The following is a 25,414-nucleotide window of genomic DNA, read 5'->3' on the forward strand; positions in this document are numbered from 1 at the left end:
AAGTTGCGCGGACTATAGCGATGGGCCTTGTGAAAGCAAATCGCGCGAGGCCGTTTTTGCCGCTGATCACATGCTTCTGACGTCGCGGCGGCGAGCGGCGCGCGCGGCAACCCGGCGGCACCTCGGCCGGGTGGCGGTTCCGGCCGCAAGCACGCTTTTGCGCAGGCCCTTTCCCCGCGGCGCGCCGAGCGCTCTGGAGACCCCACTCAGGCGCTCCGGCTCTTCCCTCCCCTCGCCTTCCGCGCTATGCCGGTCCCATTATGACCGACAAATCAGCCGACCTTCTCCCCCTGCTTTCCCGCATCGCCGACGCGCTGGAGCGTCTTGCGCCGCCGCCGCGGCCCAGGCCGGATTTCGATGCCGCCGACGCTTTCGTCTGGCAGGCGCAGGAGCACCGGCTGGCGCCGGTGCCCAAGGTCAACCGGGTGGCGATGCCCCTTCTCAAGGGCATCGATCTCGTCCGCGACATCCTGGTGGAGAACACCGAGCGCTTCGCCAAGGGGCTGCCGGCCAACAACGCCCTGCTCTGGGGCGCGCGGGGCATGGGCAAGTCGTCGCTGGTCAAGGCGGCGCATGCCGATGTCGACGCCGCGATCGGCGGCCTGAAACTGATCGAGATCCACCGCGAGGATATCGAGACCCTGCCGGATCTGATGAGCCTGATCCGGCCGGCGCCCTGCCGCTTCATCGTGTTCTGCGACGATCTTTCCTTCGATTCCGACGACACCTCCTACAAGTCGCTGAAGGCGGCGCTGGACGGCGGCGTCGAGGGCCGGCCGGACAATGTGATCTTCTACGCCACGTCCAACCGCCGCCACCTGATGCCGCGCGACATGATCGAGAACGAGCGCTCGACGGCGATCAATCCGGGCGAGGCGGTCGAGGAAAAGGTGTCGCTGTCGGACCGTTTCGGCCTGTGGCTCGGCTTCCACCGCTGCAGCCAGGACGACTATCTCGCGATGGTCAACGGCTATGTCGAGCATTTCGGCCTCGACCACGATCGTGACCGCGTCCGCGCCGAGGCGCTGGAATGGGCGACCACCCGCGGCGCCCGCTCCGGCCGCACCGCTTGGCAATATGTGCAGGATCTCGCCGGACGGCTGGGCAAGACGCTGGGCTGACGGAGATCGCGTCCCGGCCGTTTCGCAGCGCTGGTCAGTCCCGCCCGTTCGGCGACAGGGTCCGCCGACACCCGACGGTGTAATGACATGGCCACCTGCTCCACGAGCCCGTGCAGATGATGCGCGACGTCTCCGCGCCGCATCGACAGATCCGCGGCTTTCCCCTGGCCTGAACGCGCAGCAGCCCGGCGTTGCCGCCGGGCTGCACGCATTCGTCTCGGGGTCTCGCGCGGAGACGAACGCGGTTCTCAGGTGCCTGCGAGATAGGGGCGGGGGTCGACCGGCTGGGCGCCCCTGCGCAGCTCGAACAGGAGCTGGGGCGAGGTGACGTTGCCGGTCTGGCCGGCCGTGGCGATGGTCTGGCCACGCTTGACCGTGTCGCCGCGCTTGACGGCCAAGTCCTTGGCATGGGCATAGGCGGTGACGTAGCCGTCGGCGTGACGGATCAGCACCAGGTTGCCATAGCCCTTCAGCTCGTTGCCGGCATAGGCGACGACGCCGTTCTCGGCCGCCTTCACGTCGGTGCCTTCCGGAACCGCGATGTTGATGCCGTCGCCGTTCTGGCCGAAGGTCTGGATCACCCGCCCGCGCACCGGCCAGCGGAACTCCGGCGCGTTGCGCTGCGCCGGCGACTCCGCCGCGGCCTGCTGCACCGGCTCGGCCGGCTTGGTCGCGACGACGGGCGTGATGCTGGCGGTGACGGTGGGTTCCGGCTGCGGCGCGGCGACCGCCGCGGTCTGCACCGGCTTGGCCGGCGCGGGCTTGGGCTGGGCCTGCGCCGCGGCCACCGGCTTGGCAGCGGCCGGCTCGGGCTTGGCGGCGGCCACCTGCACGGGCTTGGGCTCCGGCTTCTTGGCCGCGACGACCTGGGCGGGTTTGGCCGGCTCCGGCTTCTTGGCTGCGGCCTGGGCGGGCTTGGCCGCGGCCGGCTCCGGCTTCCTAGCAGCAACGGGCTCGGGCTTGGCCACCGCGACCTGCACCGGCTTGACGACGGCTTCGGGCTTGATCACCGCTTCAGGCTTGGCTGCAACGTGCACGGGCTTGGATTCCGCCGGCTTTGCCGCGGCCACGGCGGCGGAGCTACCGGAGACCTTCAACGATTGGCCGATGCGCACCGTCGCCCACTCGTCCAGGGCGTTCTCCCGGGCGAGCGCCGGACGCGTCGTGCCGTAGGCGCGGGCGATCGAGGTCAGGGTCTCGCCCGGCTTGACGACGTGCGTGCCGCCCTGCGCCACCATGGCGGGCTTCGGCGCGGGGGCCGGCTCGGCCGGCCGCGGCGCCACTTCGGCCACGGGCCTCGGGGGCGTGGTCAGCGGGATGGTGCGAACGGCCTTGGGCTGCACCGGTTCCTCGGCAGGCTGCGGCTGGGCCGCCACCGCAACGGTGCGGACCGGACGCGTCGTCTCGGGGTGAGACGCGGGCAAGGGCTGCGCCGCCGCCAGCGGCGGAGCGGCGGCCGGCGCCGGAGCGGCGTTGGCGGTGCTGTAGACGGGAATGGTGATGCGCTGGCCCGGCGTCAGGTTGGGGGCGCTGAGCCCGTTCACGCTCATGATGGCGTTGGCCGGCACCCCGAAGCGGTTCGACAGGGTGTAGACGCTGTCGCCGGCGCCGGCGGTGACGACGGTACCGCCCTGGGCGCTCCAGCCACCACCCTTGAAGCCGCTGATGCGCGGGCTGGCCGACTGGATGCTGCCGGTCATCACCGGCTGGGCCGGGCGCGCCACCTGCGGCGGATTGTTGTAGCCGTAGACCGGGCGCGGGGCGCTCGCGGCCGGCACGGTCGCGACCGGCTCCACCGGCGGCAGCGGCTGGGCCGCGATCGGCCTGGGGTAGCTGGGCGGACTCACCGAGGGCAGCGGCTCGGCCCGCACGCGCGGCACGGGATAGGCCGGCGCGGGCTGAACCGACGCGGTCTGCTGAGGCTGCGAGCGGAACGGATCGGAGAACGGATTTTCGGAAAAGCGCATCGTATCCGAGCTGCAACCCGCGGCGAGGCCGGCGAGAAGAGCGACAACGGCGACGCGCGTGAGGTGGCGCGGGAGGACGAACTCGACCGAGGTACGCATGGCAACGCTCACGGAACGCAACTGAACAATGCCAACATTAAGCCCTTGTTGGGGTAAACAAGGGCTTAAGCCCGACCGTCTTTTTGCGTGCGGCGTTCAGGAATACCGCGGCGCATCCGCCTCAGAGCCGCTCGGCCACGCCTTCCAGCATTCGCGCCGCGCGCACCGGCATGATCGTGGTTTCGGCGATGCCGTCATCGCCCTTGGTCAGCATCACCAGGCGCTGCTCGGCGCCCGCCTCCCCTACCGGCGCGATCAGCCTGCCGCCCGGCGCGAGCTGGTCGATCAGGGCCTGCGGGATCTCGGGCTGCGCCGCCGTGACGACGATTCGGTCGAACGGGGCCTGCACCTTCCAGCCCTCCCGTCCGTCCGCCACCATCATGGTGACATTGAGGATGGCCACGGCGCGCAACCGCTCCTCCGCCTCGGTCACCAGGGTGCGCCAGCGGTCGATGGTCAGCACCCTTCTCGCCAGGCGTGCGAGCACCGCCGTCAGGTAGCCGGAGCCCGTGCCGATCTCCAGGACGCGATGCCCCGATTCGATCTCCAGGCGCTCGGCGATCAGCGCCACCAGCACCGGCGGCGTGATCGTCTGGCCACACTGGATCGGCAGGGCGTAGTCGCCCCAGGCGAATCGCGCATATTGCGGCAGCACGAAGACCGGGCGCGGCAGGGTCGAGACGGCGTTGAGCAGCTTCTGGTCGGTCAGCCCAAAGGAACGCAGGCGCAAGATGAAGGCCATCATGGCTTCCGCATGCGGCGATGCTTCGGGGCTGGGCGGCTGCTCGGTCATTTGATGCCGTCGAACACCTCGGACAGACGCTCCAGGGCCGCCACGTCGGTCAGGTCCAGCTTGAGCGGCGTCACCGAGATGCGCCGCTGGTACAGCGCCCAGAGATCCGTCCCCTCCAGCGGAGTCGGTCGCTCCCGGCGGGGCGCCAGCCAGAAATAGGGATTGCCGCGATAGTCCTCGCGCTCGACCACATCCATCAGCGCCGCCACGTCGCGCCGGCCCTGGATGGTGGTGGAGATCCCGACGACGTCCTCGGGCTCGCAGTCGGGGAAGTTGACGTTGAACAGCATGTCCTTGGCGAAGCCGTGCGCCAGGAGCTTGCGGATGATGCCGGGGCCGTGCGTCTCGGCGCAGTGCCAGCGCGGCTTGTGGCGGTCGCTGCCGAAGCCATAGCCCTGGCTGAGGGCGATCGAGGGAATGCCCAGCAGCGTGCCCTCCATCGCCCCGGCGATGGTGCCGGAATAGGTCACGTCCTCGGCGATGTTCTGGCCGCGATTGACGCCGGACAGAACCAGATCGGGCAGCTTGTCCTTCAGGAGGTGCTGCACGCCCATCAGCACGCAGTCGGTCGGCGTGCCGCTGACGGCGTAGCGGCCTTCGGCGATATGCCGCACCCGCAGGGGATCGCTGAGCGAGAGCGAATGCGACACGCCGGACTGATCGGTCTCCGGTGCGATGACGACGACGTCGTCGGACAAGACGCGGGCGATCTTTTCCAACGCCACCAGCCCCGGCGCGTGGATGCCGTCGTCATTGGTGAGCAGGATGCGCATCGAAAACCTTCTTCAAAGGGAGACGGAGGGAATGGCGGCCGGACGGCCTCGGACGTCACGGCATCTCGATGCGCCGGATACCGCCCATATAAGGCAGCAGCACGTCAGGCACCGTGACCGAGCCGTCCTCGTTCTGGTAGGTCTCCAGCACCGCGACCAGCGCCCGGCCGACGGCGACGCCGGAGCCGTTGAGGGTGTGGACGAAGCGCGGCGCGCCGCCGCCCTTGGGGCGGAAGCGGGCGTTCATGCGCCGGGCCTGGAATTCGCCGCAGACCGAGCAGGACGAGATCTCGCGAAAAGCCCCCTGCCCCGGCAGCCAGACCTCGATGTCGTAGGTCTTCTGGCTGCCGAAGCCCATGTCGCCGGTGCACAGCGTCATGACGCGGTAGTGCAGGTCGAGCCCCTTCAGCACCGCCTCGGCGCAGGCGAGCATGCGCTCATGCTCGGCGAGGCTCTCCTCCGGCGTGGTGATCGACACCAGCTCCACCTTCTGGAACTGATGCTGGCGAATCATGCCGCGCGTGTCGCGTCCGGCCGCGCCCGCTTCCGAACGGAAGCAGGGCGTCAGTGCGGTGAAGCGCAAAGGCAGCTCCGCCTCCTCGGTGATGGCGTCGCGGACCAGGTTGGTCAGCGTCACCTCGGCGGTCGAGATCAGCCAGTAGCCGTTGGTCGTGCGGAACAGGTCCTCGGCGAACTTCGGCAGTTGGCCGACACCGTAGACGGTCTCGTCACGCACCAGCAGCGGCGGGTTCACCTCGGTGTAGCTGTGCTCCATCGTGTGCTTTTCGAGCATGTACTGCCCGATCGCCCTCTCGAGCCGGGCGAGGCCGTGCTTCAGCACCACGAAGCGGGCGCCCGACAGCTTGGCCGCCGTCTCGAAGTCCATCTGGCCGAGCGATTCGCCGATCTCGAAATGCTCGCGCGGCGCGAACGTGTAGGCGCGCGGCATGCCATGGCGGCGGCGCTCGACATTACCATGCTCGTCCGCCCCCTCCGGCACGTCGTCGAGCGGCAGGTTGGGGATCTCCGACAGGGTCCGATGCAGGCCGGCGTCGGCCTCGCGCAGCGCCTCCTCGTCGGCCGGCATCGACTGCTTGAGCTGCGCGACCTCGGCCATCAGCGCCTGGGCCGCGGCCTCGTCCTTGCGCGCCTTGGCCTGGCCGATCTCGCGCGAGACGGCGTTGCGGCGTTCCTGGGCCGCCTGCAGGCGCGCGACGATGGCGCGGCGCTCGCCGTCGAGGGCCAGAATCCGCTCGGACTGCCACTCCGGCGGCACGGCACCACGCCGCGCCAGCGCGGCGTCGAACAGGCCCGGATTGTCGCGGATCCATTTCAGGTCATGCATCGTACCCCTCCCGAAACCGCCGTCCGGAGGGAGATATGGACGCCTGCCGCCCGTCAGGTCGCGGACGTCGCCTGCGCCTCGGCGGCCGCTCGCCGTTTCTCGACCATGCGGACCGAATAGATCGAGAGTTCGTAAAGGAGGAGGCCCGGCACGGCAAGCGACAACTGGCTGACCACGTCCGGCGGCGTCAGCACCGCGGCGATGATGAAGACGATGACGATGGCGTAGCGGCGCTTGGCCCGCAGGAACGCCTCGTCGATGATGCCGACTCGCCCGAGCAGGGTGAGAATCACCGGCAGCTGGAAGGTGATGCCGAAAGCGAAGATCAGCGTCATCAGCAGCGACAGATAATCCTCCACCTTCGGCAGGAGCTCGATCGCCGCGCGCCCGTCGCCGCCGGCCTGCTGCATGCTCAGCGAGAAGCGCATCACCATCGGCATGGCGAAGAAGTAGACCATGAGCGCGCCGATGAAGAAGAAGACCGGCGTGGCGATGAGATAGGGCAGGAAGGCGTCGCGTTCGTGCCGGTAGAGGCCGGGGGCGACGAACATGTAGATCTGCGTCGCCACCACGGGGAAGCCCAGGAAGGCCGCGCCGAACATCGCCACCTTGATCTGGGTGAAGAAATATTCCAGCGGCGCCGTGTAGATCAGCTTGATGTCGGGCACGCCTGCCTGCGCCGCGGCCCATTCGAACGGCCAGAGCAGGACGTTGTAGATCGGCTTGGCGAAGAAGAAGCAGACGATGAACAGGACGACGAAGGCGATCATCGACTTGATCAGCCGCGAGCGCAGTTCGACCAGGTGCTCCAGCAGCGGGGCCTTGGTCGAGTCGATGTCCTCCTGGCTCATGGGATTATCGCTTGAAAACGGCCAAAGGCGCGAAGGCGGACGGGATGGGGTCGACGATCACCGACTCGGCGTCCGCCGGCGCGATCGAGGCGACGGACGACGAACTGGTCAGCGCAGGATCGATCATTGCCGAGGGCGTGGCGGAAGCCGCGGCCGAGGCGGTGGGGCCGGTGATGGCACCCTTGATTTCGTTGCGGGCGATGTCGAGCGGATTGAAGCCGGTCTTCAGCGAGGAGGCGGACTGGCGCAACGCGTCGAAGTCCTTCTTCACGTCTTCCAGATTGGCCTCGCGGATGGCCTCGTTGAACTGGCCCTGGAACTCGCCGGCCATGCGCCGCAGCCTGGTCGTCGTCCGGCCGAGCGCGCGCAACGCATCGGGCAGGTCCTTCGGCCCGATGACGACGATCGCCACCACGGCGATCAGCAGGAGTTCCGTCCATCCGATATCCAGCATCGCACAAGCTGTCCGGCAATTGGGGGCGGCTGGGCCGCGCTCGGGGCCTATCCGGGGTCCGGTGACGCTGCGAGCCCGTCACGGAGACGCCTCGCCCGGCCGGGACGGCCGACGAGACGATCCGATGCTTCGGGGCATCCACGACTGAAACCGGCCCCGTTTCCGGGAGCCGGATGCCTCGCAAACCTTCGCGTCCGTCCGGACCTCCGGTTCAGCCGACTTTCTGCTGCTCGGCCTTGGCCGCGGTGCCGGCCTGGCCTTCGATGGTCCGGACCGGCTCGCTTGCGGCGGGCGAGGAGGTGGTCGGCTCATCCTCCGCCATGCCCTTCTTGAAGGACTTGATGCCCTTCGCGACGTCGCCCATCAGCTCCGACACCTTTCCGCGTCCGAACAGCAACATGACGATGACGAGAACGACGATCCAATGCCAGAGACTCAAACCACCCATAACAACCTCCCAAGGTGTAGCGCCCGGATGCTGTGACACATCGACGGCGACGCTCACGACCCGATAGTGATCGCAAACTATGCGGCCGTCGCGGCAAAAACAAGGACTTCGGCCGGATCAATCGTCACGGAAACCTCGACGCCGGCGCGATAGGCCACATGCTCGCGCGGACGGGCCTTGAGCGGCTTGTCAAGGCCCTCCACCAGTGTCTCCACCAGGTCGACCTCGCCCAGGAACAGGCGCCGCGCGATCCGCCCCGGAACGCCCGTGCCGCTCTCGCCGAGCCGCACGGCCTGCGGGCGGATGCAGGCGATGGCCGGGCCGTCGGGCAGGCCCGGCGCGGCGAAGCGGCCGACCGGCGTCGCGATCTCCCCGGCCGCGACCGTTCCGGCCACCTCGCTCATCTCCGAGAAGAAGCGCGCCGCCATGAGGTCGGCCGGCTTGCGGTAGAGCTCCTCCGGCCGGCCCACCTGCACCAGCCGTCCGGCTCGCATCAGGGCGATGCGGTCGGCCATGCGCATCGCCTCCTCCGGATCGTGCGTGACGACGATGGTGGTGGCGCGCGCCTCGCGCAGCACGGCCACGGTCTCGTCGCGCACATCGTCGCGCATACGCTTGTCGAGATTGGAGAAGGGCTCGTCCATCAGCAGCACGGCCGGCCGCGGCGCCAGCGCCCGCGCCAGTGCCACGCGCTGCTGCTCGCCGCCGGAGAGCTGGTGCGGGTAGTCGCCGGCATAGTCGGCCAGGCCGACCCGCGACAGCGCCCGCCTTGCCGCCACGTCGGCGTCGACCCGGGCCAGGGACTTCAGCCCGTACATGATGTTGGCGAGGACGCTCATATGCGGGAACAGCGCATAGTCCTGGAACATCAGGCCGATGCCGCGCTTTTCCGGAGCCAGGAAGGTCGTCGGCCCGGCGATCTCCCGGTCGTCGACCAGAACGCGGCCGATGCTCTGGCGCTCGATGCCGGCGGCGATGCGCAGCAGCGTGGTCTTGCCGCAGCCGGAAGGTCCGAGCAGGGCCACGATCTCGCCGGGCGCGATGTCGAGCGTCACGTCGTCGAGCGCCGTGATCCCGCCGGGATAAGTATGCCCGACATGCTCGAAGGCGAGGCTGGAGGCGATGATGGCACCGGCGGTGCCACGCTGGCCCCATTGTGGCTTGCGCGCGAGATCAGGCGGCATCGTCGGCATCCGGGGCCGGGAAGGACATGGAAAGGTCGGCAGGTTCGAGCGGCTCCTCGTCCGGCCCCAGGGTGGTGTCGTCGCTGGGCACGGGCACGCTGAAGCCGGGCGGCAGGCGGCCGTCGAGTAGCCCTGCCCCCTTCAGCTCGTCGAGGCCGGGGAGGTCGCCGATGGCCTCCAGGCCGAAATGCTCGAGGAAAGCCGGCGTCGTGCCGTAGGTCACCGGCCGGCCCGGCACGCGGCGGCGGCCGCGCAGGCGGACCCAGCCCGTATCGAGCAGCAGGTCGAGCGTGCCCTTGGAGATCGAGACGCCGCGCACCTCCTCGATCTCGGCCCGCGTCACCGGCTGGTGATAGGCGATGATCGCCAGGGTCTCCAGCGCGGCGCGCGACAGCTTGCGCGGCTCGGCCGTTCCGATCGTCAGGAGCCAGGCCAGGTCCTCGGCGGTACGGAAGGCCCAGCGCCCTCCGAGCAGCACCAGGTTGACGCCGCGGCCGGCATAGTCCCGGCGGAGCTGGGCGAGGACCTGCGGCAGGTCGACCTCGGGCGGCAGCCGGGCGCTCAGGGTCTTCTCGTCCAGCGGCTCGACGGCGGCAAAGAGCAGCGCCTCCACGAGCCTGACATGCTCGGGCGCGGCCGCCGGTGCCACCGGCGCATCCGTGACAGGCTCGTCCTTGCCCAATCCGATTCCTCTACGACTCGTCCGTGCGGCCGCCGCGGGCGACCTTGCCGCGGATATAGATCGGGGCGAACGGCTTGTCCTGCTTCAAATCGAGCTTGCCCTCCTTGGCCAGTTCCAGGCTGGCGGAAAAGCTCGATGCCCGGACCGTGGCGCGCGTGGTGGGCTCGGCCAGATACTCCGTCAGGAAGTCGGACAGGCTGGTCCAGTCGAGGGTGGGGCCTGCCAGGCGCTCCAGCAGTTCCCGCGCCTCCGCCAGCGTCCAGACATTCCGGTCGGGCAGGCGGACGCGGGCGAGCACCGCGCGCTGGCGCTGATGGGCATAGGCGGACAGCAGATCGTAAATCGTCGCCTCGTAGCGCCCGGTGGCGATGCTCCGCACGCCCTCCGGCATGCCGCGCAGGAAGACGTCCTGGCCGAGTTGCGGGCGCTCCTGCAGCGCCGCGGCCGCCGAGCGCATCGCTTCCAGGCGCTTCAGGCGGAAGGCGAGGGCCGCGGCGAGGTCGGCGGCCGGCGGCTCCTCGCCCTTGGGCGGCTCGGGCAAGAGCAGGCGCGACTTGAGATAGGCCAGCCAGGCGGCCATGACGAGATAGTCGGCCGCCAGCTCCAGCCGCAGTTCACGCGCCGCGGCGATGAAGGCGAGGTATTGCTCGGCCAGGGCCAGGATGGAAATGCGCGCCAGGTCGACCTTCTGGCGGCGCGACAATTCGAGCAGCAGGTCGAGCGGTCCCTCGAAGCCGTCGACGTCGACGACCAGGGTCGGGTCCTCGCTCGCCCGGTTGTCCGACTCCGTGAAGTCGAACGGCTCGGCCATCTCAGGCCGCCTGCAGGGTGGAGAGCGCCGCGTCGAGGCGCGCGCGCGCCTCCGCGGCGTCGATCGGTTCGGGCAGATGGCGGATGCGGCCGAGCGCCGCCTCGGCCCGCCGCGCCGCCTTGCCGGCGAGCCGGGGCGCCGAGGTCGCCACCTGCAGCATTTCCTCCATCGAGCCGTTGCAATGCAGGCCGATGTCGCAGCCGGCGGCGAAGGCCGCCGCGGCGCGCTCGCCCAGGCTTCCCGACAGGGCCTGCATCGACAGGTCGTCGCTCATCAGGAGGCCGTCATAGCCGATGGTGCCGCGAATGACACGCCGGATCGCCTTTCGCGAGGTGGTGCAGGGCCCGGCGGGATCGATGGCGGTGTAGACGACATGGGCGGTCATGCCGGCCGGCATGTCCGCCAGCATCCTGAAGGGAAGGAAGTCCGTCTGCTCCAGGGCCGAGAGCGGCGCATCGACGATCGGAAGCGACAGATGGCTGTCCACCGCCGCCCGGCCATGGCCGGGGATGTGCTTGATCACCGGCAGCACGCCGCCGGCGAGCAGGCCCTCGGCTGCGGCGCGGCCGAGCGTGCCGACCGTGACGGCATCGGGGCCGTAGGCCCGGTCGCCGACGATGTCGTGCGAACCGGCGGCCGGCACGTCGAGCACCGGGATGCAGTCGACATTGATGCCGACCGCCAGAAGGTCGTCGGCGATGAGGCGGGCAGCCAGCCGCGTGATCTCGCGGCGCGTCACCGGATCGTTGGCGTGCACGCGACCATAGCTGCGGCCCGGCGGATATTTGCGCCAATGCGGCGGGCCGAGGCGCTGCACCCGGCCGCCCTCCTGATCGACCAGCACCGGAGCATCCCGCCCCACCGCCTCGCGCAGGCTTGCGGTCAGCGCCCTCACCTCCTCCGGCGTGCCGACATTGCGGCGAAACAGGATGAAGCCCCAGGGGTCGGCGTCGCGGAAGAAGGCGCACTCCTCGGCCGTCAGCGACGGACCTGAGCAACCAAGGATGACGGCCGATACGGGCATGGCAGGCTCATTCGCACGAAGGGGCGGCCTCAGGCCGCCCCGGATCACTTTGTCCCCGCACCCTAGCCGCGGGTGACGACGCAGTCGCCGCCGGCGGCCTTGAGCTTGACGCAGAAGGCGGTGGCCTGGTCGCGTGCGGCCCAGCCGCCGACGCGGACACGGTAGAACGTGCCCTTGTCGCCGACTTCCGCCTTCTGGATCGACGGCTTCATGCCGCTCATCACCGACGGGAACTTGCGCTGCACCGCCTGATAGGCGGCCATCGCCTCGGCCTGGCTCTTCTGCGACGAGATCTGCACCACGAAGGCGCCGTTGCCTGCGGCCGGCGCCGCCGGCTGCGGCGCCTCGACAGCGGCGACCTGGGTCTGCTGCGGCGTGGCCGGCGCAGGTTCGGCCGCGGCCGGCTTCACCGGAGCGGTGGGGACCTTCTTCGGCCGCACGGGCGGGACCGGCGCCGGCTTCGGCGCTGCCTGGGGAGTTGCGGCGGCCGGCTCCTCGGTCGCGGGCTCCGGCGCCGCGGCGACCTGATCCGGATCGACCGGCGATTGCGGGACGGCGAGCGACGGCACCCCCATCTCCGGCGGCGGCATGGCCGGCGCTTCCCCGGTGACGATGGTGCCGTCGGACAACACCTTCACCGTCTTGACCCGACGGGGCTCATGCGGATTGGTGCTCGGCGGCGTGGCGGCAGCGATGCTGCGGGTCGGCGGGGCGGGCTGCGGGTCGGCGGCGGCCGGCGCCGGCGGCAACGGCTGAGTCACGGCCCCCGTCGGCTCCGTGACCGGCGTGGTCTGCACCACGCGCGGCTGCTCGGCGGGCGGCGCGATGGTGACGGCGACGGGCTGCTCCTCGCGGGGCAGGATGCGCTCGGGCACGCCGGCCTCTTCCGGCGCGACGCGATCGAAGATCTCCTTGGTCGCGGGCGGCGCATCGGGCGCCGGCGTCTCCGGCTTGATCTTGGCCGGCTCCTTGCTGGCGATGATCAGGGGGGGCTCCCCGTTTGCGGCGACCATCCCTCCCCGCTCGAACAAGCCGCTCTTCCAAGCATAGGCCCCGCCGCCGACCCCCGCCAGGGCGGCGACGACGGCGATCACGGCGACGCTCGACAGGCCGCGCCGGCCCTGCTGGTATCCCCGGCCGACATCTTCCTCCGGCACATAGGGGGCCGCGCGAATGTCGTCGTCGGCCACGCCGGTCTCGCCATTCTCGTAATAGCCGGCGGCCTGCTCGTAGAGTTCGTAGGACTGGCCCTGCGCCCCATAGGCGTCGTCGTAGGCGGGCGCCGGCGCATAGCGATCGCTTTCGGGAAGATCGTCCTCCGCGTGGGGATGCCCCGCGGCGGAGCGGACGGGCGCCTGGCTGTTGGCCGGCACCGGCGCCTCGTCATAGGTGGCGATGCCATAGGAGGGCGCCGCCTGGCCGCGGAAGCGCTGGGTCTGGCGGGGGTCGTCCTGGTGCGGGTCGTAGCTGCCGCGCAGGTCGCCTTCGAACGGCGCCGCAGCCGGCGGAGCGGCCATCGGCGGCTCGACCCGCTGCGGCTGCGGCGCCGTGCGGGCTTCGTTGAAGAGGTCGTTGAAAGGATCGTTCCGGTTGACGATCCGCGCCAGTTCGGCAAGCGGATCCTCCCGCCCGCCGGCGGGAGAGGCAAAGTCGTTACGGGCGGCAAAGCGGCGGTTCATCGACTCACTCATCGTCGTCACAAGCCCTTCGGGGCAACCGCCGCCGTCCTCCTCCAACCGCTGGGATCAGACGGCGTCAGCGCATTTCGTCCGGCGCGGACACACCGAGCAGCGCAAGGCCCGAGGCCAGCACCGTCTCCACGCCACGCACAAGCGCCAAGCGAGCGCGTGTCAAGCTTCCATCGTCAACCCTAATGAACCGTAAATGCGGCGCGTCCTTGCCGCGATTCCACTGACCATGGAAATCGCTGGCAAGCTCGTACAAGTAGAACGCCACCCGGTGCGGTTCATGTGCGACGGCTGCCTGTTCGATCAGCCTTGGATATTGCGCCAGACGCTTCAAAAGCGCCAGTTCTCCTTCATCGTCGAGCCGGGCGAGATCTGCATCGGCGAAGCTGCCGGACACGTCGACCCCCGACTCACCTGCCGTGCGGAAGGTCGAACGGCAGCGCGCATAGGCATATTGGACGTAGAAGACCGGATTGTCCTTCGATTGCTCGATCACCTTGGCGAGATCGAAATCGAGCGGCGCGTCGTTCTTGCGCATCAGCATGATGAAACGCACGGCGTCGCTGCCGACCTCCTCGATCACCTCGCGCAGGGTGACGAAATCGCCGGCCCGCTTCGACATCTTCACCGGCTCGCCGTCGCGCAGCAGCTTGACCAGTTGGCACAGCTTGACGTCGAGCGAGCCCTTTCCGCCCGTCGCCGCGCGCGTCGCCGCCTGCATGCGCTTGACATAGCCGCCGTGGTCGGCGCCCCAGACGTCGATCATGGCGGCAAAGCCGCGATCGAACTTGTTCTTATGGTAGGCGATGTCGTTGGCGAAGTAGGTGTAGGATCCGTCCGACTTCAGCAGTGCCCGGTCGATGTCGTCGCCATAAGCGGTGGCGCGGAACAGCGTCTGCTCCCGGTCCTCCCAGTCCTCGTCCTTCTGGCCCTTGGGCGGCGGCAGCCGGCCTTCGTAGATGTCGCCCTTCACCCTGAGCACGGCGATCATCCCAGCGACCATGTCGACGGGATATTGCAGCGACCGCTCGGAGAAGAACACGTCGTGCCGCACCTTGACGAGGTCGAGGTCGGCCCGGATCAGGGCCATCATCGCGGCGATCGCCGTGTCGCGTGCGATCGGCAGCCAGCGCTCCTCCGGCATGTCGAGCAGCGCCGGACCATGCTCGCGCGCCAGCGCCTCGCCGACCGGCTTGAGGTAGTCGCCGGGGTAGAGCCCCTCTGGGATCTCGATCGCCTCGCCCAAGGCCTCACGGTAGCGCAGATAGGCCGAGCGGCCGAGCACGTCGACCTGGGCGCCGGCGTCGTTGATGTAATATTCGCGGGTGACGTCGTAGCCGGCGGCCGCGAGCAGGCTCGCCAGCGCATCGCCCGTCACGGCGTTGCGGGCGTGCCCGACATGGATCGGCCCGGTCGGATTGGCCGAGACATATTCGACATTGACCGTCTCGCCCTGCCCGAGCGTGCCGCGGCCATAGGCGGCGCCGGCCTGCAGGGCGGCGGCGAGCACGCCGGCCCAGAGCGTGGGAGCGACCGAGATGTTGATGAAGCCGGGGCCGGCAATGTCGACCTTGGTGACGCCGGCGACGCCGCCGAGCTTTCCGGCGATCTTCCCGGCGAGGTCGCGCGGCTTCAAGCCGGCATCCTTGGCCAGAACCATCGCCGCATTGGTGGCGAAGTCGCCGTGGCTCGCATCGCGCGGCGGCTCGACCACGACGCGGGCCAGATCCGGCGCGACGGGGAAGAGGCCTTCCGCGGCGAGCGCCGAGACGGCGTCGCGGACATGCGTTTCAAAAACGGCGAACAGGTTCATGACGGTTCCAGCAGCAGCGAAGCTGCCGCGTTTACCGCAAGTCCGGCGCCGTGTCGAACAGACGTCGGTGCTCGCCGAGGGCAAAAGTGTCGGTCATGCCGGCGATGTAGTCGGCGACACGCCGGGCGCGGCGCTCCTCGCTCGCCGCCTCCAGGCCCTCGCGCCACTCCGCCGGCAGTGCGCCGACATCGTCGAACAGGCGCCGGAACAGGTTCGCCACCACCTCGGCCGCCTCGGCGCGGATCTTCATCACCCGCGGCGCCCGGTACATGTTGGCGTAGAGGAAGTCCTTGATGCCCCGTTCGGCCGCCTGCATCGCCGGCGAGAAACCGACCAGGGTGCGGCCGGCCGCCCGCACATCGTCGACCGAGCGATAGCGCCCGCTTTCGAAGGCGAGGCGTCCCTGCCCGATCACGTCCTCCACCAGGCGCGTGATGATGCGCCGCATCAATTCGTGCGCGGTGCGCACCCGGTCGAGTCCCGGGTGCCTGGCGTCGATCTCCCCGAGCAATTCGCCGACCAGCGGCACGGCCGCGATGTCGCTGAGCTGGAACAGCCCGGCGCGCAGGCCGTCGTCGATGTCGTGGGCGTCGTAGGCGATGTCGTCGGCCACGGCCGCGGCCTGCGCCTCGGCGCTGGCGAAGCTGGTCAGCTCGAGGTCCTGCAGCGCCTGGTATTCGAGGATGGCGGCGGGAATGCCGCCGGCGGCATAGGCGCCGAGCGGCGTCCCGTCCGGCGCGAGCATCGGCCCGTTGTGCTTGACCAGCCCTTCCAGCGTCTCCCACGCCAGGTTGAGACCGTCGAAGGCGGCGTAGCGGCATTCCAGCCGGGTGACGAGGCGCAGCGATTGGGCGTTGTGGTCGAAGCCGCCATAGGGCCGCATCGCCTCGTCGAGCGCCTCCTCGCCGGTGTGGCCGAAGGGTGTGTGGCCGAGGTCGTGCGCCAGCGCCAGCGCCTCGGCCAGATCCTCGTCCAGGGCCAGGGAGCGGGCCAGCGAGCGGGCGATCTGCGCCACCTCGATGCTGTGCGTCAGGCGGGTGCGATAGTGGTCGCCCTCATGGGTGACGAACACCTGCGTCTTGTGCTTGAGGCGCCGGAAGGCGGTGGAGTGGATGATGCGGTCGCGGTCGCGCTGGAAGTCCGTGCGCGTCGGCGAGGCCGGCTCCGGCACGAGCCGGCCCCGTGAGACCGGCGGGACCGCCCAGGGCCCGCGCGGGCGCACGACACAATCGGGAATGTCCATGGCGGAGCCGGGATCGAACGAGGAGCCGGCGGCCGTCCCTCGGGGCGGCCGCCGGCCGAAAGGCTTACGGGTTGCTGGCGGCCGGCTGTTCGGCCGCCGGCGCGGGCACCGCGCCGGCGATGGCGTCGCGCAGGGCCTGCTCCTTGGTGTGGTCGAGCGAGGTCTTCAGCACGGTCCCGCCGCTGCCCTTGACCGCCTCCAGCACCTTGTCGGCAGTCATCTTGCGGATCAGCACGAACAGCGCGGCGTTGCCCGGCTGCAGGTTCGAGGCGAGATCCTTCATGAAGGCGTCGTCGATGCCGAAATCCGACAGGGCGCCGCCAATGGCGCCGGAGGCCGCGCCGACCGCGGCGCCGATCACCGGCATCAGGAAGAGCGTGCCGATCAGCAGGCCCCAGAAGCCGCCGGACAGCGCGCCCGCGGCGGTGGTGCTGAACATCTGGTTGAGCTTGACGGAACCGTCCTGCGCCTTGACGGCGATCACCGCATCGCCGAGCTCGATCAGATATTCCTTTTGCAGCTCGAGGAGGCGCTTGCGGACGGACTCGGCCTGCTCCTCGGTGGGGTAGATGATCGCGACCAGATCAGACATCGACGTCTCCATTCGATTGACTAGCAGGGTGTAACGACGGCTTTCCCGACAGGATCGGCCGTTTATCCGTTCCCGCGGCGGCCGTACAGTGCGGACGGCCGCCGCTTCGTCCTGCGGGCGGGCCTCGGTCCCGCGCCGCAAGCCCTCCTGATCGTAGACGGCTTCTCGATGACGGTAATATGTCGCCATCCGCAGCCGTGGCAATCGTCACCGCGCGTCGGCGGAGGTCTCGAGAGCGGCCTCGACCGCATGGACGCAGGAACTTTCGCCGATATCGCTCTTCTCTCCCCGGTTGAGCACGTTGACATTGGCGCCGGAGGGCTCCGCCTTGGGCCAACGCCCCTTGTGGACCAGCGCCACGCCCTCGGGAACGTCGTCGGACAGGCTGATCAGCACCGGCAGGCGCCCGCTTTCGTTGGTGAGCACCGCCCGGTCGCCCTCCGCGACGCGGCGGCGCGCCGCCTCGCGCGGGTGCAGGTAGGCCGGTGGATCGGCCAGGCGCCGGCGGATCTTGCCGTCATTGGCGTAGCTGCTGTTCAACGTCCATTCCGAAGCCGGCGACAGGATGCGCAGCCGGCCGCCGCCGGTCGGCGGGTCGGCGTGCGGTACCGGGCAGCGCGCGAGCCCGGCGGCCTCGGCCCGGTCCGAGGCGATCTCGATCCGCCCGCTCGGCGTCGGGAAGACGTGATCGGCGAAGGGGACGATCAACTCGGGAGCGAGCACCGTGCCGCGTTCGGCCAACCCGGCGAAATCCAGGCCGCAGCCGCTTTGCGCCAGCATGGCGGCGATCATCGCGGCGTCGCTCTCGTACAGTGCCGGCTCGGCATAGCCCATGGACGCGGCCAGGCGTCGGAAGATCTCCTGGTTGGGCAACGCCGCGCCCGGCGGTTCGGACGCCTTGACCTGCGCCGAGACGGCATTGTGGAAATAGGGCAGCACCAGGTCGTCGAATTCGAGGAAGCTTGCAGCCGGCAGCACATAGTCGGCATGGTCGGCCGTGTCCGTCTGGAACAGCTCGACCACGACATGCAGCAGGTCCTCGCGCTGCAGTGCCCGGCGCAGGCGGTTCTGGGACGGGCTGGAGGCCAGGATGTTGTTGTTCCAGCAAAACAGCGCCCGCGACCGGCCGGGGTCCTCCAGGTGCGCGACAAGATCCATATGGCTGATCGAGGGCGCCGCGGCCTGCCCCGGCACGGCCGCCGTGTCGAATTCGATGCCGCGCGTGCCGCTGCCGTTGAGATAGAGAAAGCCGGTGCCCGGTCTGCCGATCTGGCCGGTCGCCGCGCAGAGCGCCACCAGGGCGCGGGTCGCGTTGCCGCCCATCTTCTGGCGCTGCATGCCCTGCCCCATCCATAGGAGCGAGGGGCCCTCGCCATAGAGCCGGGCCGCCTCGGCGATCAGGCCGGCGGGCACGCCGGTCAGCGCCTCGCCGCGCTCGGGGGCCATGGCCATGATGTCGGGCAGGATCTCGTCGAAGCCGAGGACGTGCGCCTCGACGAAGGCGCGGTCGACCAGTCCATCGCGGACGATGACATGCAGCATGGCGAAGGCGAGCGCCGCGTCGGTGCCCGGCCGCACCTGCAGGAACAGATCCGCCGCCCGGGCGCTGGGATGAGCGATCGGGTCGACGACCACAACCTTGCCCGGCGCCTCCGCCAGCCAGTGCTTGTCGACATGGGGCGCCGAGCTGTGCGGATTGGCGCCCCAGACCAGGATGCAGCGGGCCGCATCCGCCTGCCTCGGATCGAAGCCCATCGACGACGCCCCCAATGCCAGCGTCAGCGCATCGTGCCCGGCCTTGTTGCAGACTGTGTCCGGATCGACCTCGGTCGCGCCAAGCCGTCGGAAGAATCGCGTCGGAAAGCCCCCGGCGATCATCGAGCAGGTGCCGGTGTAATGGGTATGCAGCACGGTCTGTGGCGCGGCCTCCGCCAGGATCCCCCTGAGGCTGTCGGCTATCCCGGCCATGGCCTCGTCCCAGCTCACCGCTACGAAGGCGCCACTGCCCTTCGGCCCGGCCCGGCGCAAGGGCTGGGTCAGGCGTTGCGCCGGATCGATCCAGGCATTGTTGTAGGCGATCGAGCATTTGCCGCAGAGATGGCCCCGGCTGACGAAATGCTGGGGATCTCCCTTGACCGACCGGATGCGGCCATCCTCGATCACGGCGACGACGCCGCAACCGTCATAGCAATCGCGCGGACATGTGGTCTTGATGCCGGTGCGGTCCGGACGCATGGCGCGCTCCTGCAATGCGCGGGGTCTCGCAGCAGTCGACACCCGTTTGCGGATCGGCGCAATGGCCGCGTCGCCCGCACCGCGCTTGCGTTGCCCGCAGCCGGAGGACCGTGGGGGCGCTGCGGCCGCGGCCGGACAGGCTTGCGATCGGGACTCCGGGTGGTGCGGATATCATTCTTGCCGAAGTCGGCCTGCGTGATGCGGCCTCCTCATGTCCATGGTATGCAAGCCGCCCTGGCTTCAACGCCGTCGCCCCCCGGGGACAGCGACCATCGGGCGGAAGGCAAACGGACACCGCGGCCGATCGCTCTTCGCCAGGAGGAACCGTCCTGCGACGGAGCGCCGGGAAGGTCGCGACGGATCGCCCCCTGGGCACAAGCAGGAGTTCCCATGCCGACCGGAACCATCAAGGCCCGACAGACCGGCGCGACGGCGCATCTCGCCCGCACCGGCCAGCCCACCGTCACATCGGTCACCGGCGGGACGATGTCCGTCGTCACCCGTCCGTCGGAGCCTGGGTTCAACCCGCTCGATCTTCTCTATGCCTCTCTTTCGGCCTGCCTTGTCCTCAGCGCCCGGATCGCAGCGAGCCAGCGCGGCGTGCTCGACAAGGTCGAGGCGCTGCACGCCACGGTGACGGGCAGCAAGGCGGCCGACGGCCCTTCCCGCATCGACCGGTTCGATGTCGTCCTGACGGTCGAAGGCGACCTCGACGATGAGACCAAGGCGGCGATCGCGTCCGACGCCGAAGGGATCTGCACGGTCAGCAACACGCTGCGCGGCCGGCCGGCTTTCGAGATCGCGTTCCCCGCCGGATCCACGGATGGCGCACGGCCAGCCGGCTCGACCTGAGCAGCCGCACCTGTTCGCGCCGGCCTGGACCGGACCGGTCCCGGTCAAGCCGTGCGGCTGGACAAGCTTCCCGCGATATGGAACAAAACGGAAACATATCCGGGAGCGCGCCATGTCCGGGACAACGACCTTTCACCCCCTGACGCCGGACCGTTGGGCGGATTTCGAAGATCTTTTCGGACCGGACCGCGGCGCCAATTCCGGCTGCTGGTGCATGTGGCCGCGACTGCCGCGCTTCGACTATGCCGGGATGCCGAAGGTCGAACGCAAGGCGATGTTCCAGACCATCGTCGAGCGGGGGCCGCCTCCGGGGGTGCTCGCCTATGCCGGCGGCGTCGCCGTCGGCTGGTGCGCCGTCGGCCGGCGCGGCAGCTTCCTGCGGTTCCAGGCCGGGCGCGCCTCCCGGCCGGTCGCCGACGGGATGGAGCCGGATGCGACCTACGCCCTCACCTGTTTCTTCGTCCGGTCGGGGCACAAGCGCCGGGGCCTGATGAGCGCGCTGTCGCTGGCGGCGATCGCCATGGCGCGCGAGGCCGGCGCCCGTGCCGTCGAAGTCTGCCCGGTCGAGGCCGACAGGCCGCTGGTCTGGGGCGACGGCTTCGTCGGCGTCGCCTCGGTCTTCCGCCGGCTCGGTTTTCACGAGATCGCCCGGCGCTCGCCGCGCCGCCCGTTGATGCGGCTCGAGCTTGGCGATTGACGTCGCCCAAATCGCACCTACCTTATGATTCAATGCATGAGGTTGCCGCTATGGCTACGATGAACGTCAGCGAGCGCGCCGCGCGCCGCATCGCCAAGATCCTTGAGAGCGAGCCGGCCGGCTCGATGCTGCGGATCAGCGTCGAGGGCGGCGGCTGCTCCGGTTTCCAGTACAAGTTCGATTTCGACACGGCCCGCCATTCCGACGATGTCGCCATCGAGCGTAACGGAGCCACCGTGCTCGTCGACGAAGTGTCGCTGCAGTACATGGGCGGGGCCGAGCTCGACTATGTCGAGGACCTGATCGGTTCGGCCTTCAAGATCAACAACCCGAACGCCGTGGCGGCCTGCGGCTGCGGCACCAGCTTCTCCGTCTAGAACGGGCAGGCACGGCTTTGGACAAGGCGCGCGCAGCAAGGGGAGGAAGCGCCGTCCGCGGCGTCCCGGTTCTCGCCGGGACATGCGCCTTGCGTCCGGCCTTTTTTGACCTCATCTCGTTCCGAACACCACCTGCTCACTCGCTCTAGGATTCGCTCGTGCTGCGCATCGCCAGCTGGAACGTCAATTCGATCCGTCAGCGCATCGGCCATGTGACGCAATGGCTGAAGCAGGCTGAGCCCGACCTCGTCTGCCTGCAGGAGATCAAGTGCCTGGACGACGCCTTTCCGGCCGCCGAGATCGAGGCTCTCGGCTACAATGTCGTCACCCATGGCCAGAAGACCTTCAACGGCGTCGCCATCCTGTCGCGCCATCCCTTCGATGAGGTGATGCGCGGCTTGCCGGGCGACGATGCCGACGAGCAGTCGCGCTATCTGGAAGTGGTCATCTCCACCCGGTCGGGCGTGGTGCGCGTCGCTTCGATCTATCTGCCGAACGGCAATCCGCCGGATACGCCCAAATATCCCTACAAGCTCGGCTGGATGGACCGTCTGGTGGCGCGGGCCGAGGCCTTGCTCGCCCTGGAGGAGCCGCTGGTCCTGGCCGGCGACTACAACGTCATCCCGACGGCGGAGGATGCCAAGACGCCGGCGGCCTGGGTCAATGATGCGCTGTTCCTGCCGAGGACGCGGGCCAAGTTCCGCGAATTGATCAATCTGGGTTTCACCGACGCCTTCCGCGCCTGCGACGCCTCTCCCGGCCGCTATACCTTCTGGGACTATCAGGCAGGCGGCTGGCAGCGCGACAACGGCATCCGCATCGACCATCTCCTGCTGTCGCCGCATGCGGCGGCCTGCCTTGCCCGATGCGAGATCGACAAGAACGAGCGGGCCAGGGAAAAGGCCTCGGATCACGTGCCGATCCGCTGCGATCTTGCGATCGAGCCGCGGCAGGCGGCCTGAGGCCCGAGCGACGCCAGTCGCCATCGCGGGCTTCTTCGACCCAGGCAGGCGTCTTCGGCCATCGTGACCGGCTTCGGGCTTTATTCGGAAATCCTGGCGGCAAGGCAGCATACGGTGCAGAGGCCGCAAGCCTGGCGACCGCTCGGGATCACCGTCCCTGCCAGGCGGAAAAGGCGGGCCTTGTCGCCTCGGCGCTGATCGGGGGCAAGGCCCCGGCAACCGCTGCCGCCCAGCGTATCATACCGATCCGCCCTGCGATCGAGATGTCCGATATCTTGCCGGAAAAGTCATGTACAAGAGCAAGTTAGCTCTTGTTCTTCATATACTGCTCGAGATAAGTCAGGCTCATCTGCCGCTCATCCGGCGTCGCGGCTCCGACCGCCTCGTCGTAGAGATCGATGATCCACTGATCCGAGTCGGGCCTGGCTGCGTCGCGGGCCAGCGTGAGATACATCAGGCCGCGCGCCGCCTGGCGCGGCAGTTCCTCGCCGCCGGTGAACAGCAGGTGCCCGAGCACGGCCTGCGCCTGATGCTGGCCCTTGTCGGCCGACAGGCGCAGCCAGCGCGCCGCCATCACCGGATCGCGCGGCCGTTCAGCGCTGCCGTCGAGGAAAAGGCGCCCGAGATTGTACTGGGCGTCGCTGTCGCCGAAATAGGTGGCGGCATACTGGAACATCTCGATGGCGCGCTGCTGGTCGATGCGCACCCGCGTGTTGGGAATGCCGGTGAGGTAGTAGGAACCGAGCGCCACCAGTGCGCTGGAGACGAAGCGCGACTGCGGCGTGTCCGGGCTGTCGTCGGCATGGGCATCGACGATCGCCTGATAATATTCGAAGGCCTTGAGGTCGTCGCGGGGAACGCCGTCCCCTTCCGAGTACATCCGCGCCAGCTTCCACTGCGCCAGGGCGTGTCCCTTGCCGGCCGCGAACTCCAGCGCCCGCGAAGCCCCGGCGAGGTCGCCCGCCTTGTAGGCCTTGGTGCCGGACTTGAACGCCTCCATCGGCGAGCGGTCGTCGGCGGGGGTCTTGCCGTCGAAGGCATGCACGGGAAACGCGGTCAGCATCGCCACCACGCCGAACGGCGCGACCCGGGAGACGATCCCCCGACAGGTTTCCAGGAACCCGGACGCACCCCGGTCGCGAAGCAGACCGCCACCGACCCAACGCCCGTCCCGGGCGAAGCCTGTGCCATTGCCGTACCCGCTAAGGTTGTCGTGCCCGCTCATGACATCTTCGATAGCGCCGACTTCGATCGTTTTTTGGGCCGGATCTGGGCCGAGCGCTGGCAATGCGACGTTTTTCCGCCGGATCGTGGCAGCGAAGGACAGTGCGCGAGCCCGCGCAAACGACAGAACGGAACCCCGCTCGCCGCCCTGCCCGCAATGGCGGAGCAATTCGGGCAAAGCCGCAAGAAACTTGGTCTCGATCCTGCCGGGTATCGTCACGCTATCGCTTCTCAACGCCACGCCGTCCGCCACACGTTCGACAATTCAAGCTTCACGGGAGAAATTCTACCGAAAAACTTGATGTGCCTTAATTTTTTCCAAAGGCCGCTCTTTTCGAAACGATCAAGAGCTTGCCCGATCGGCCACGGTCTTCCCGTATGGCTCGGGCTCAGTTGAGCCGTTGATTTGTGGCGGGATCGCGGCTGTCGGCGGCACTCTGCGGGGCCGCGCCGCAGACTCATATCCGCTGTTGCGGGAATGTCACGAATCCGCGTCGGGCCGACGCAAGGATCCGCCGGCCGTCCTCACGCGCCTCCCCTGCGGAAGCCCGGAGGCGGACGGCAAATCGTCGGTTGAGTCCGGTGAGGATTTTCTCGCCGGAATGGCGGCCTCGCGGGCGGTAGCGACCCTATCCCGCGAGCGGCACGACCGCGGAGCTCAGGGCCTCACTTTCGGAAAACGCGCCCTGGCTTCCAATTCGTCGAGGTCGATGGTGTTGCGCATATATTGCCGGGTCGCGTCCCGCACGGGCTGGAAATCCCAGGCGGTGACCTGGCCGGCGGCCAGGGCGGCGTCCACCAGGCGCCGGCGGCGCTGGCTCTCGCGCACGGCGCCGTCGAGCCCGGCCATGTCCCAGCGCCGGGCAGCCTCGTCGTGGAACGCGCCGATCACCGGCGCATGCGCCGGCACCCCCGCGAGGTTGTCGAGTTCGTCCGGGTCGGAAACAAGATCGTACAACTGATCCGGGTCACCCGGCGATCGCACGAATTTCCACGGTCCGCGCCGGATCATCGTCAGCGGCGCCACGGCGCCTTCGGCCAGGTACTCGCCGATCACCTCGTCGTGTCCGCCCCGCCCGTCGCAATGCGGCACGAGGCTGCGGCCGTCGACGGGGCCGCCGGGCAGGTCGGCCGGATCGCCTCCCGCCATCTCCACCAGGGTCGGCAGCAGGTCGACCAGGGACACGCTGGCCGCAACCCGGCCGGGCCGGTAGCGGCCGGGAGCCGAGACGATCAGCGGTACGCGCGACGCTCCCTCGAACCAGCTCATCTTGTACCAGAGGCCGCGCTCGCCCAGCATCTCGCCGTGATCGCTGGTGAAGAGGACGATGGTGTCTTCCCGCAACCCCGTCGCCTCGAGGGTCCGCATCAGCCGGCCGAATTGGGCGTCGACATAGGAGATCGCACCGAAATAGGCGCGCCGCGCCGCCCGGATTTGATCGTCGGTGATGACCGCCCCATCCATGTCGCAGACATGGCGCAGGCGCCGGGAGTGCGGATCGAGCTGCTCCGGCGCGAGGCGGATGCGGGGCAGCTCGATGTCCTCGTCGCGATAGAGGTCCCAATACTCGCGGGGGATGGCGAAGGGGTCATGGGGATGGGTGAACGAGGCGACCAGGCAGAAGGGCCGCCGGTCGCTCGACCGGACATGGTCGTAGAGCGCCCGCTCGGCGGCGAACACCACCTCGTCGTCGAAATCGAGCTGGTTGGTGCGCACGCACGGCCCCGCATCGGTGACGGAGGACATATTGTGATACCAGCTCGGCCGATCGAGCGGCCGGTCCCAGTCCGGCGTCCAGCCATAGTCGGCGGGATAGATGTCGGTTGTCAGGCGCTCCTCGAAGCCGTGCAGCTGGTCCGGTCCGCAAAAATGCATCTTGCCCGACAGGCTGGTGCGATAGCCGGCACGCCGCAGATAGTGCGCCCAGGTCGGAATGTCGGAACGGAATTCGGCGGCGTTGTCGTAGACGCCGGTACGGGACGGCAGGCGGCCGCTCATGAACACCGCGCGCGAGGGCGAGCACAGCGGCGAGTTGCAGTAGGCGCTGTCGAAGACCACGCCCTCCCTGGCCAGGGCCGCGATGTTCGGCGCCTTCACCACCCTGTGGCCGTGGACGGGCAGGCAGGCCGGCGCGAGCTGGTCGGCCATGACGATGAGGATGTTGGGCCGGGCGGACAT

Annotated in this window: 23 protein-coding genes; 5 read left to right on the plus strand and 18 right to left on the minus strand. The window is 69.1% G+C overall.

Annotated elements, in window-relative coordinates:
- Positions 1-260: 260 nt before the first annotated feature.
- Positions 261-1,121: an ATP-binding protein gene (locus AC27L4_RS21380; protein WP_487144378.1), complete on the plus strand. Its 861-nt coding sequence runs from the start codon at positions 261-263 to the stop codon at positions 1,119-1,121.
- A 248-nt stretch (positions 1,122-1,369) separates the two neighbouring features.
- Here the strand turns inward: AC27L4_RS21380 and AC27L4_RS21385 are convergent, their stop codons facing one another.
- The 16 genes from AC27L4_RS21385 to AC27L4_RS21460 form a co-directional block, all read right to left on the minus strand.
- The gene (locus AC27L4_RS21385; RefSeq protein ID WP_487144379.1) at positions 1,370-3,187 is read right to left on the minus strand and encodes a peptidoglycan DD-metalloendopeptidase family protein; all 1,818 of its coding nucleotides are present in this window, start codon (positions 3,185-3,187) and stop codon (positions 1,370-1,372) included.
- A 121-nt stretch (positions 3,188-3,308) separates the two neighbouring features.
- Entirely contained in the window at positions 3,309-3,929 is a 621-nt protein-coding gene (locus tag AC27L4_RS21390; RefSeq protein WP_487144380.1) for a protein-L-isoaspartate(D-aspartate) O-methyltransferase, read from the minus strand.
- Between the two features lie 47 nt (positions 3,930-3,976).
- On the minus strand, positions 3,977-4,753 hold the full coding sequence (gene surE / locus AC27L4_RS21395; RefSeq protein WP_487144381.1) for a 5'/3'-nucleotidase SurE: 777 nt from the start codon (positions 4,751-4,753) through the stop codon (positions 3,977-3,979).
- Between the two features lie 55 nt (positions 4,754-4,808).
- Entirely contained in the window at positions 4,809-6,098 is a 1,290-nt protein-coding gene (gene serS, locus AC27L4_RS21400; RefSeq protein WP_487144382.1) for a serine--tRNA ligase, read from the minus strand.
- A 53-nt stretch (positions 6,099-6,151) separates the two neighbouring features.
- Positions 6,152-6,949: a twin-arginine translocase subunit TatC gene (tatC, locus tag AC27L4_RS21405; RefSeq protein WP_487144383.1), complete on the minus strand. Its 798-nt coding sequence runs from the start codon at positions 6,947-6,949 to the stop codon at positions 6,152-6,154.
- A 4-nt stretch (positions 6,950-6,953) separates the two neighbouring features.
- Positions 6,954-7,403, minus strand: a complete 450-nt coding sequence (gene tatB, locus AC27L4_RS21410) for a Sec-independent protein translocase protein TatB (RefSeq protein WP_487144384.1) — start codon at positions 7,401-7,403, stop codon at positions 6,954-6,956.
- Between the two features lie 211 nt (positions 7,404-7,614).
- On the minus strand, positions 7,615-7,851 hold the full coding sequence (locus AC27L4_RS21415) for a twin-arginine translocase TatA/TatE family subunit (RefSeq protein WP_487144385.1): 237 nt from the start codon (positions 7,849-7,851) through the stop codon (positions 7,615-7,617).
- A 77-nt stretch (positions 7,852-7,928) separates the two neighbouring features.
- Complete coding sequence (locus AC27L4_RS21420) at positions 7,929-9,035, minus strand: ABC transporter ATP-binding protein (protein ID WP_487144386.1); 1,107 nt, start codon at positions 9,033-9,035, stop codon at positions 7,929-7,931.
- Entirely contained in the window at positions 9,025-9,717 is a 693-nt protein-coding gene (scpB, locus tag AC27L4_RS21425; protein WP_487144387.1) for an SMC-Scp complex subunit ScpB, read from the minus strand. Before scpB ends, AC27L4_RS21420 begins: the two co-directional genes overlap by 11 nt.
- 10 nt (positions 9,718-9,727) lie before the next feature.
- Positions 9,728-10,528, minus strand: coding sequence for a segregation and condensation protein A (locus AC27L4_RS21430; protein WP_487144388.1), 801 nt, complete (start codon positions 10,526-10,528; stop codon positions 9,728-9,730).
- A 1-nt stretch (position 10,529) separates the two neighbouring features.
- Positions 10,530-11,552 carry a beta-N-acetylhexosaminidase gene (gene nagZ, locus AC27L4_RS21435; protein ID WP_487144389.1) on the minus strand — a complete coding sequence of 341 codons (1,023 nt, stop codon included), beginning with the start codon at positions 11,550-11,552 and terminating at the stop codon, positions 10,530-10,532.
- 62 nt (positions 11,553-11,614) lie between these two features.
- A complete protein-coding gene (locus AC27L4_RS21440; protein WP_487144390.1) occupies positions 11,615-13,231 on the minus strand; it encodes an SPOR domain-containing protein in 1,617 nt (538 codons plus the stop codon).
- 76 nt (positions 13,232-13,307) lie between these two features.
- Positions 13,308-15,053 carry an arginine--tRNA ligase gene (gene argS / locus AC27L4_RS21445; protein WP_487144391.1) on the minus strand — a complete coding sequence of 582 codons (1,746 nt, stop codon included), beginning with the start codon at positions 15,051-15,053 and terminating at the stop codon, positions 13,308-13,310.
- 31 nt (positions 15,054-15,084) lie between these two features.
- Positions 15,085-16,296: a deoxyguanosinetriphosphate triphosphohydrolase gene (locus AC27L4_RS21450; RefSeq protein WP_487144392.1), complete on the minus strand. Its 1,212-nt coding sequence runs from the start codon at positions 16,294-16,296 to the stop codon at positions 15,085-15,087.
- Between the two features lie 64 nt (positions 16,297-16,360).
- Positions 16,361-16,888 (minus strand): DUF1269 domain-containing protein, encoded by a 528-nt coding sequence (locus AC27L4_RS21455; RefSeq protein ID WP_487144393.1) that lies wholly within the window; start codon positions 16,886-16,888, stop codon positions 16,361-16,363.
- 207 nt (positions 16,889-17,095) lie between these two features.
- Positions 17,096-19,123: a molybdopterin-containing oxidoreductase family protein gene (locus AC27L4_RS21460; protein ID WP_487144394.1), complete on the minus strand. Its 2,028-nt coding sequence runs from the start codon at positions 19,121-19,123 to the stop codon at positions 17,096-17,098.
- A 390-nt stretch (positions 19,124-19,513) separates the two neighbouring features.
- On the opposite strand from AC27L4_RS21460, the gene AC27L4_RS21465 reads away from it, so the two are divergent.
- The 4 genes from AC27L4_RS21465 (at position 19,514) to xth (ending at position 22,011) form a co-directional block, all read left to right on the plus strand.
- A complete protein-coding gene (locus AC27L4_RS21465) occupies positions 19,514-19,975 on the plus strand; it encodes an OsmC family protein (protein WP_487144395.1) in 462 nt (153 codons plus the stop codon).
- A 112-nt stretch (positions 19,976-20,087) separates the two neighbouring features.
- A complete protein-coding gene (locus tag AC27L4_RS21470; RefSeq protein ID WP_487144396.1) occupies positions 20,088-20,672 on the plus strand; it encodes a GNAT family N-acetyltransferase in 585 nt (194 codons plus the stop codon).
- 50 nt (positions 20,673-20,722) lie between these two features.
- A complete protein-coding gene (gene erpA, locus AC27L4_RS21475) occupies positions 20,723-21,049 on the plus strand; it encodes an iron-sulfur cluster insertion protein ErpA (RefSeq protein WP_487144397.1) in 327 nt (108 codons plus the stop codon).
- Positions 21,050-21,210: 161 nt separating this feature from the next.
- Entirely contained in the window at positions 21,211-22,011 is an 801-nt protein-coding gene (xth, locus tag AC27L4_RS21480) for an exodeoxyribonuclease III (protein ID WP_487144504.1), read from the plus strand.
- 304 nt (positions 22,012-22,315) lie between these two features.
- Here xth and AC27L4_RS21485 read toward each other — a convergent pair whose 3' ends face one another.
- Complete coding sequence (locus AC27L4_RS21485; RefSeq protein WP_487144398.1) at positions 22,316-23,455, minus strand: tetratricopeptide repeat protein; 1,140 nt, start codon at positions 23,453-23,455, stop codon at positions 22,316-22,318.
- A gap of 438 nt (positions 23,456-23,893) precedes the next feature.
- On the minus strand, positions 23,894-25,414 hold the full coding sequence (gene betC / locus AC27L4_RS21490; RefSeq protein WP_487144399.1) for a choline-sulfatase: 1,521 nt from the start codon (positions 25,412-25,414) through the stop codon (positions 23,894-23,896).

This window comes from Labrys sp. Lb11, from assembly GCF_057554225.1.

Coding starts and splice junctions, on each gene's coding strand:
- AC27L4_RS21380 (WP_487144378.1), top strand. CDS start 261: ATGACCGACAAATCAGCCGACCTTCTCCCCCTGCTTTCCCGCATCGCC.
- AC27L4_RS21385 (WP_487144379.1), bottom strand. CDS start 3,187: ATGCGTACCTCGGTCGAGTTCGTCCTCCCGCGCCACCTCACGCGCGTC.
- AC27L4_RS21390 (WP_487144380.1), bottom strand. CDS start 3,929: ATGGCCTTCATCTTGCGCCTGCGTTCCTTTGGGCTGACCGACCAGAAG.
- surE (WP_487144381.1), bottom strand. CDS start 4,753: ATGCGCATCCTGCTCACCAATGACGACGGCATCCACGCGCCGGGGCTG.
- serS (WP_487144382.1), bottom strand. CDS start 6,098: ATGCATGACCTGAAATGGATCCGCGACAATCCGGGCCTGTTCGACGCC.
- tatC (WP_487144383.1), bottom strand. CDS start 6,949: ATGAGCCAGGAGGACATCGACTCGACCAAGGCCCCGCTGCTGGAGCAC.
- tatB (WP_487144384.1), bottom strand. CDS start 7,403: ATGCTGGATATCGGATGGACGGAACTCCTGCTGATCGCCGTGGTGGCG.
- AC27L4_RS21415 (WP_487144385.1), bottom strand. CDS start 7,851: ATGGGTGGTTTGAGTCTCTGGCATTGGATCGTCGTTCTCGTCATCGTC.
- AC27L4_RS21420 (WP_487144386.1), bottom strand. CDS start 9,035: ATGCCGCCTGATCTCGCGCGCAAGCCACAATGGGGCCAGCGTGGCACC.
- AC27L4_RS21430 (WP_487144388.1), bottom strand. CDS start 10,528: ATGGCCGAGCCGTTCGACTTCACGGAGTCGGACAACCGGGCGAGCGAG.
- nagZ (WP_487144389.1), bottom strand. CDS start 11,552: ATGCCCGTATCGGCCGTCATCCTTGGTTGCTCAGGTCCGTCGCTGACG.
- AC27L4_RS21440 (WP_487144390.1), bottom strand. CDS start 13,231: ATGAACCGCCGCTTTGCCGCCCGTAACGACTTTGCCTCTCCCGCCGGC.
- argS (WP_487144391.1), bottom strand. CDS start 15,053: ATGAACCTGTTCGCCGTTTTTGAAACGCATGTCCGCGACGCCGTCTCG.
- AC27L4_RS21450 (WP_487144392.1), bottom strand. CDS start 16,296: ATGGACATTCCCGATTGTGTCGTGCGCCCGCGCGGGCCCTGGGCGGTC.
- AC27L4_RS21455 (WP_487144393.1), bottom strand. CDS start 16,888: ATGTCTGATCTGGTCGCGATCATCTACCCCACCGAGGAGCAGGCCGAG.
- AC27L4_RS21460 (WP_487144394.1), bottom strand. CDS start 19,123: ATGCGTCCGGACCGCACCGGCATCAAGACCACATGTCCGCGCGATTGC.
- AC27L4_RS21465 (WP_487144395.1), top strand. CDS start 19,514: ATGCCGACCGGAACCATCAAGGCCCGACAGACCGGCGCGACGGCGCAT.
- AC27L4_RS21470 (WP_487144396.1), top strand. CDS start 20,088: ATGTCCGGGACAACGACCTTTCACCCCCTGACGCCGGACCGTTGGGCG.
- erpA (WP_487144397.1), top strand. CDS start 20,723: ATGGCTACGATGAACGTCAGCGAGCGCGCCGCGCGCCGCATCGCCAAG.
- betC (WP_487144399.1), bottom strand. CDS start 25,414: ATGTCCGCCCGGCCCAACATCCTCATCGTCATGGCCGACCAGCTCGCG.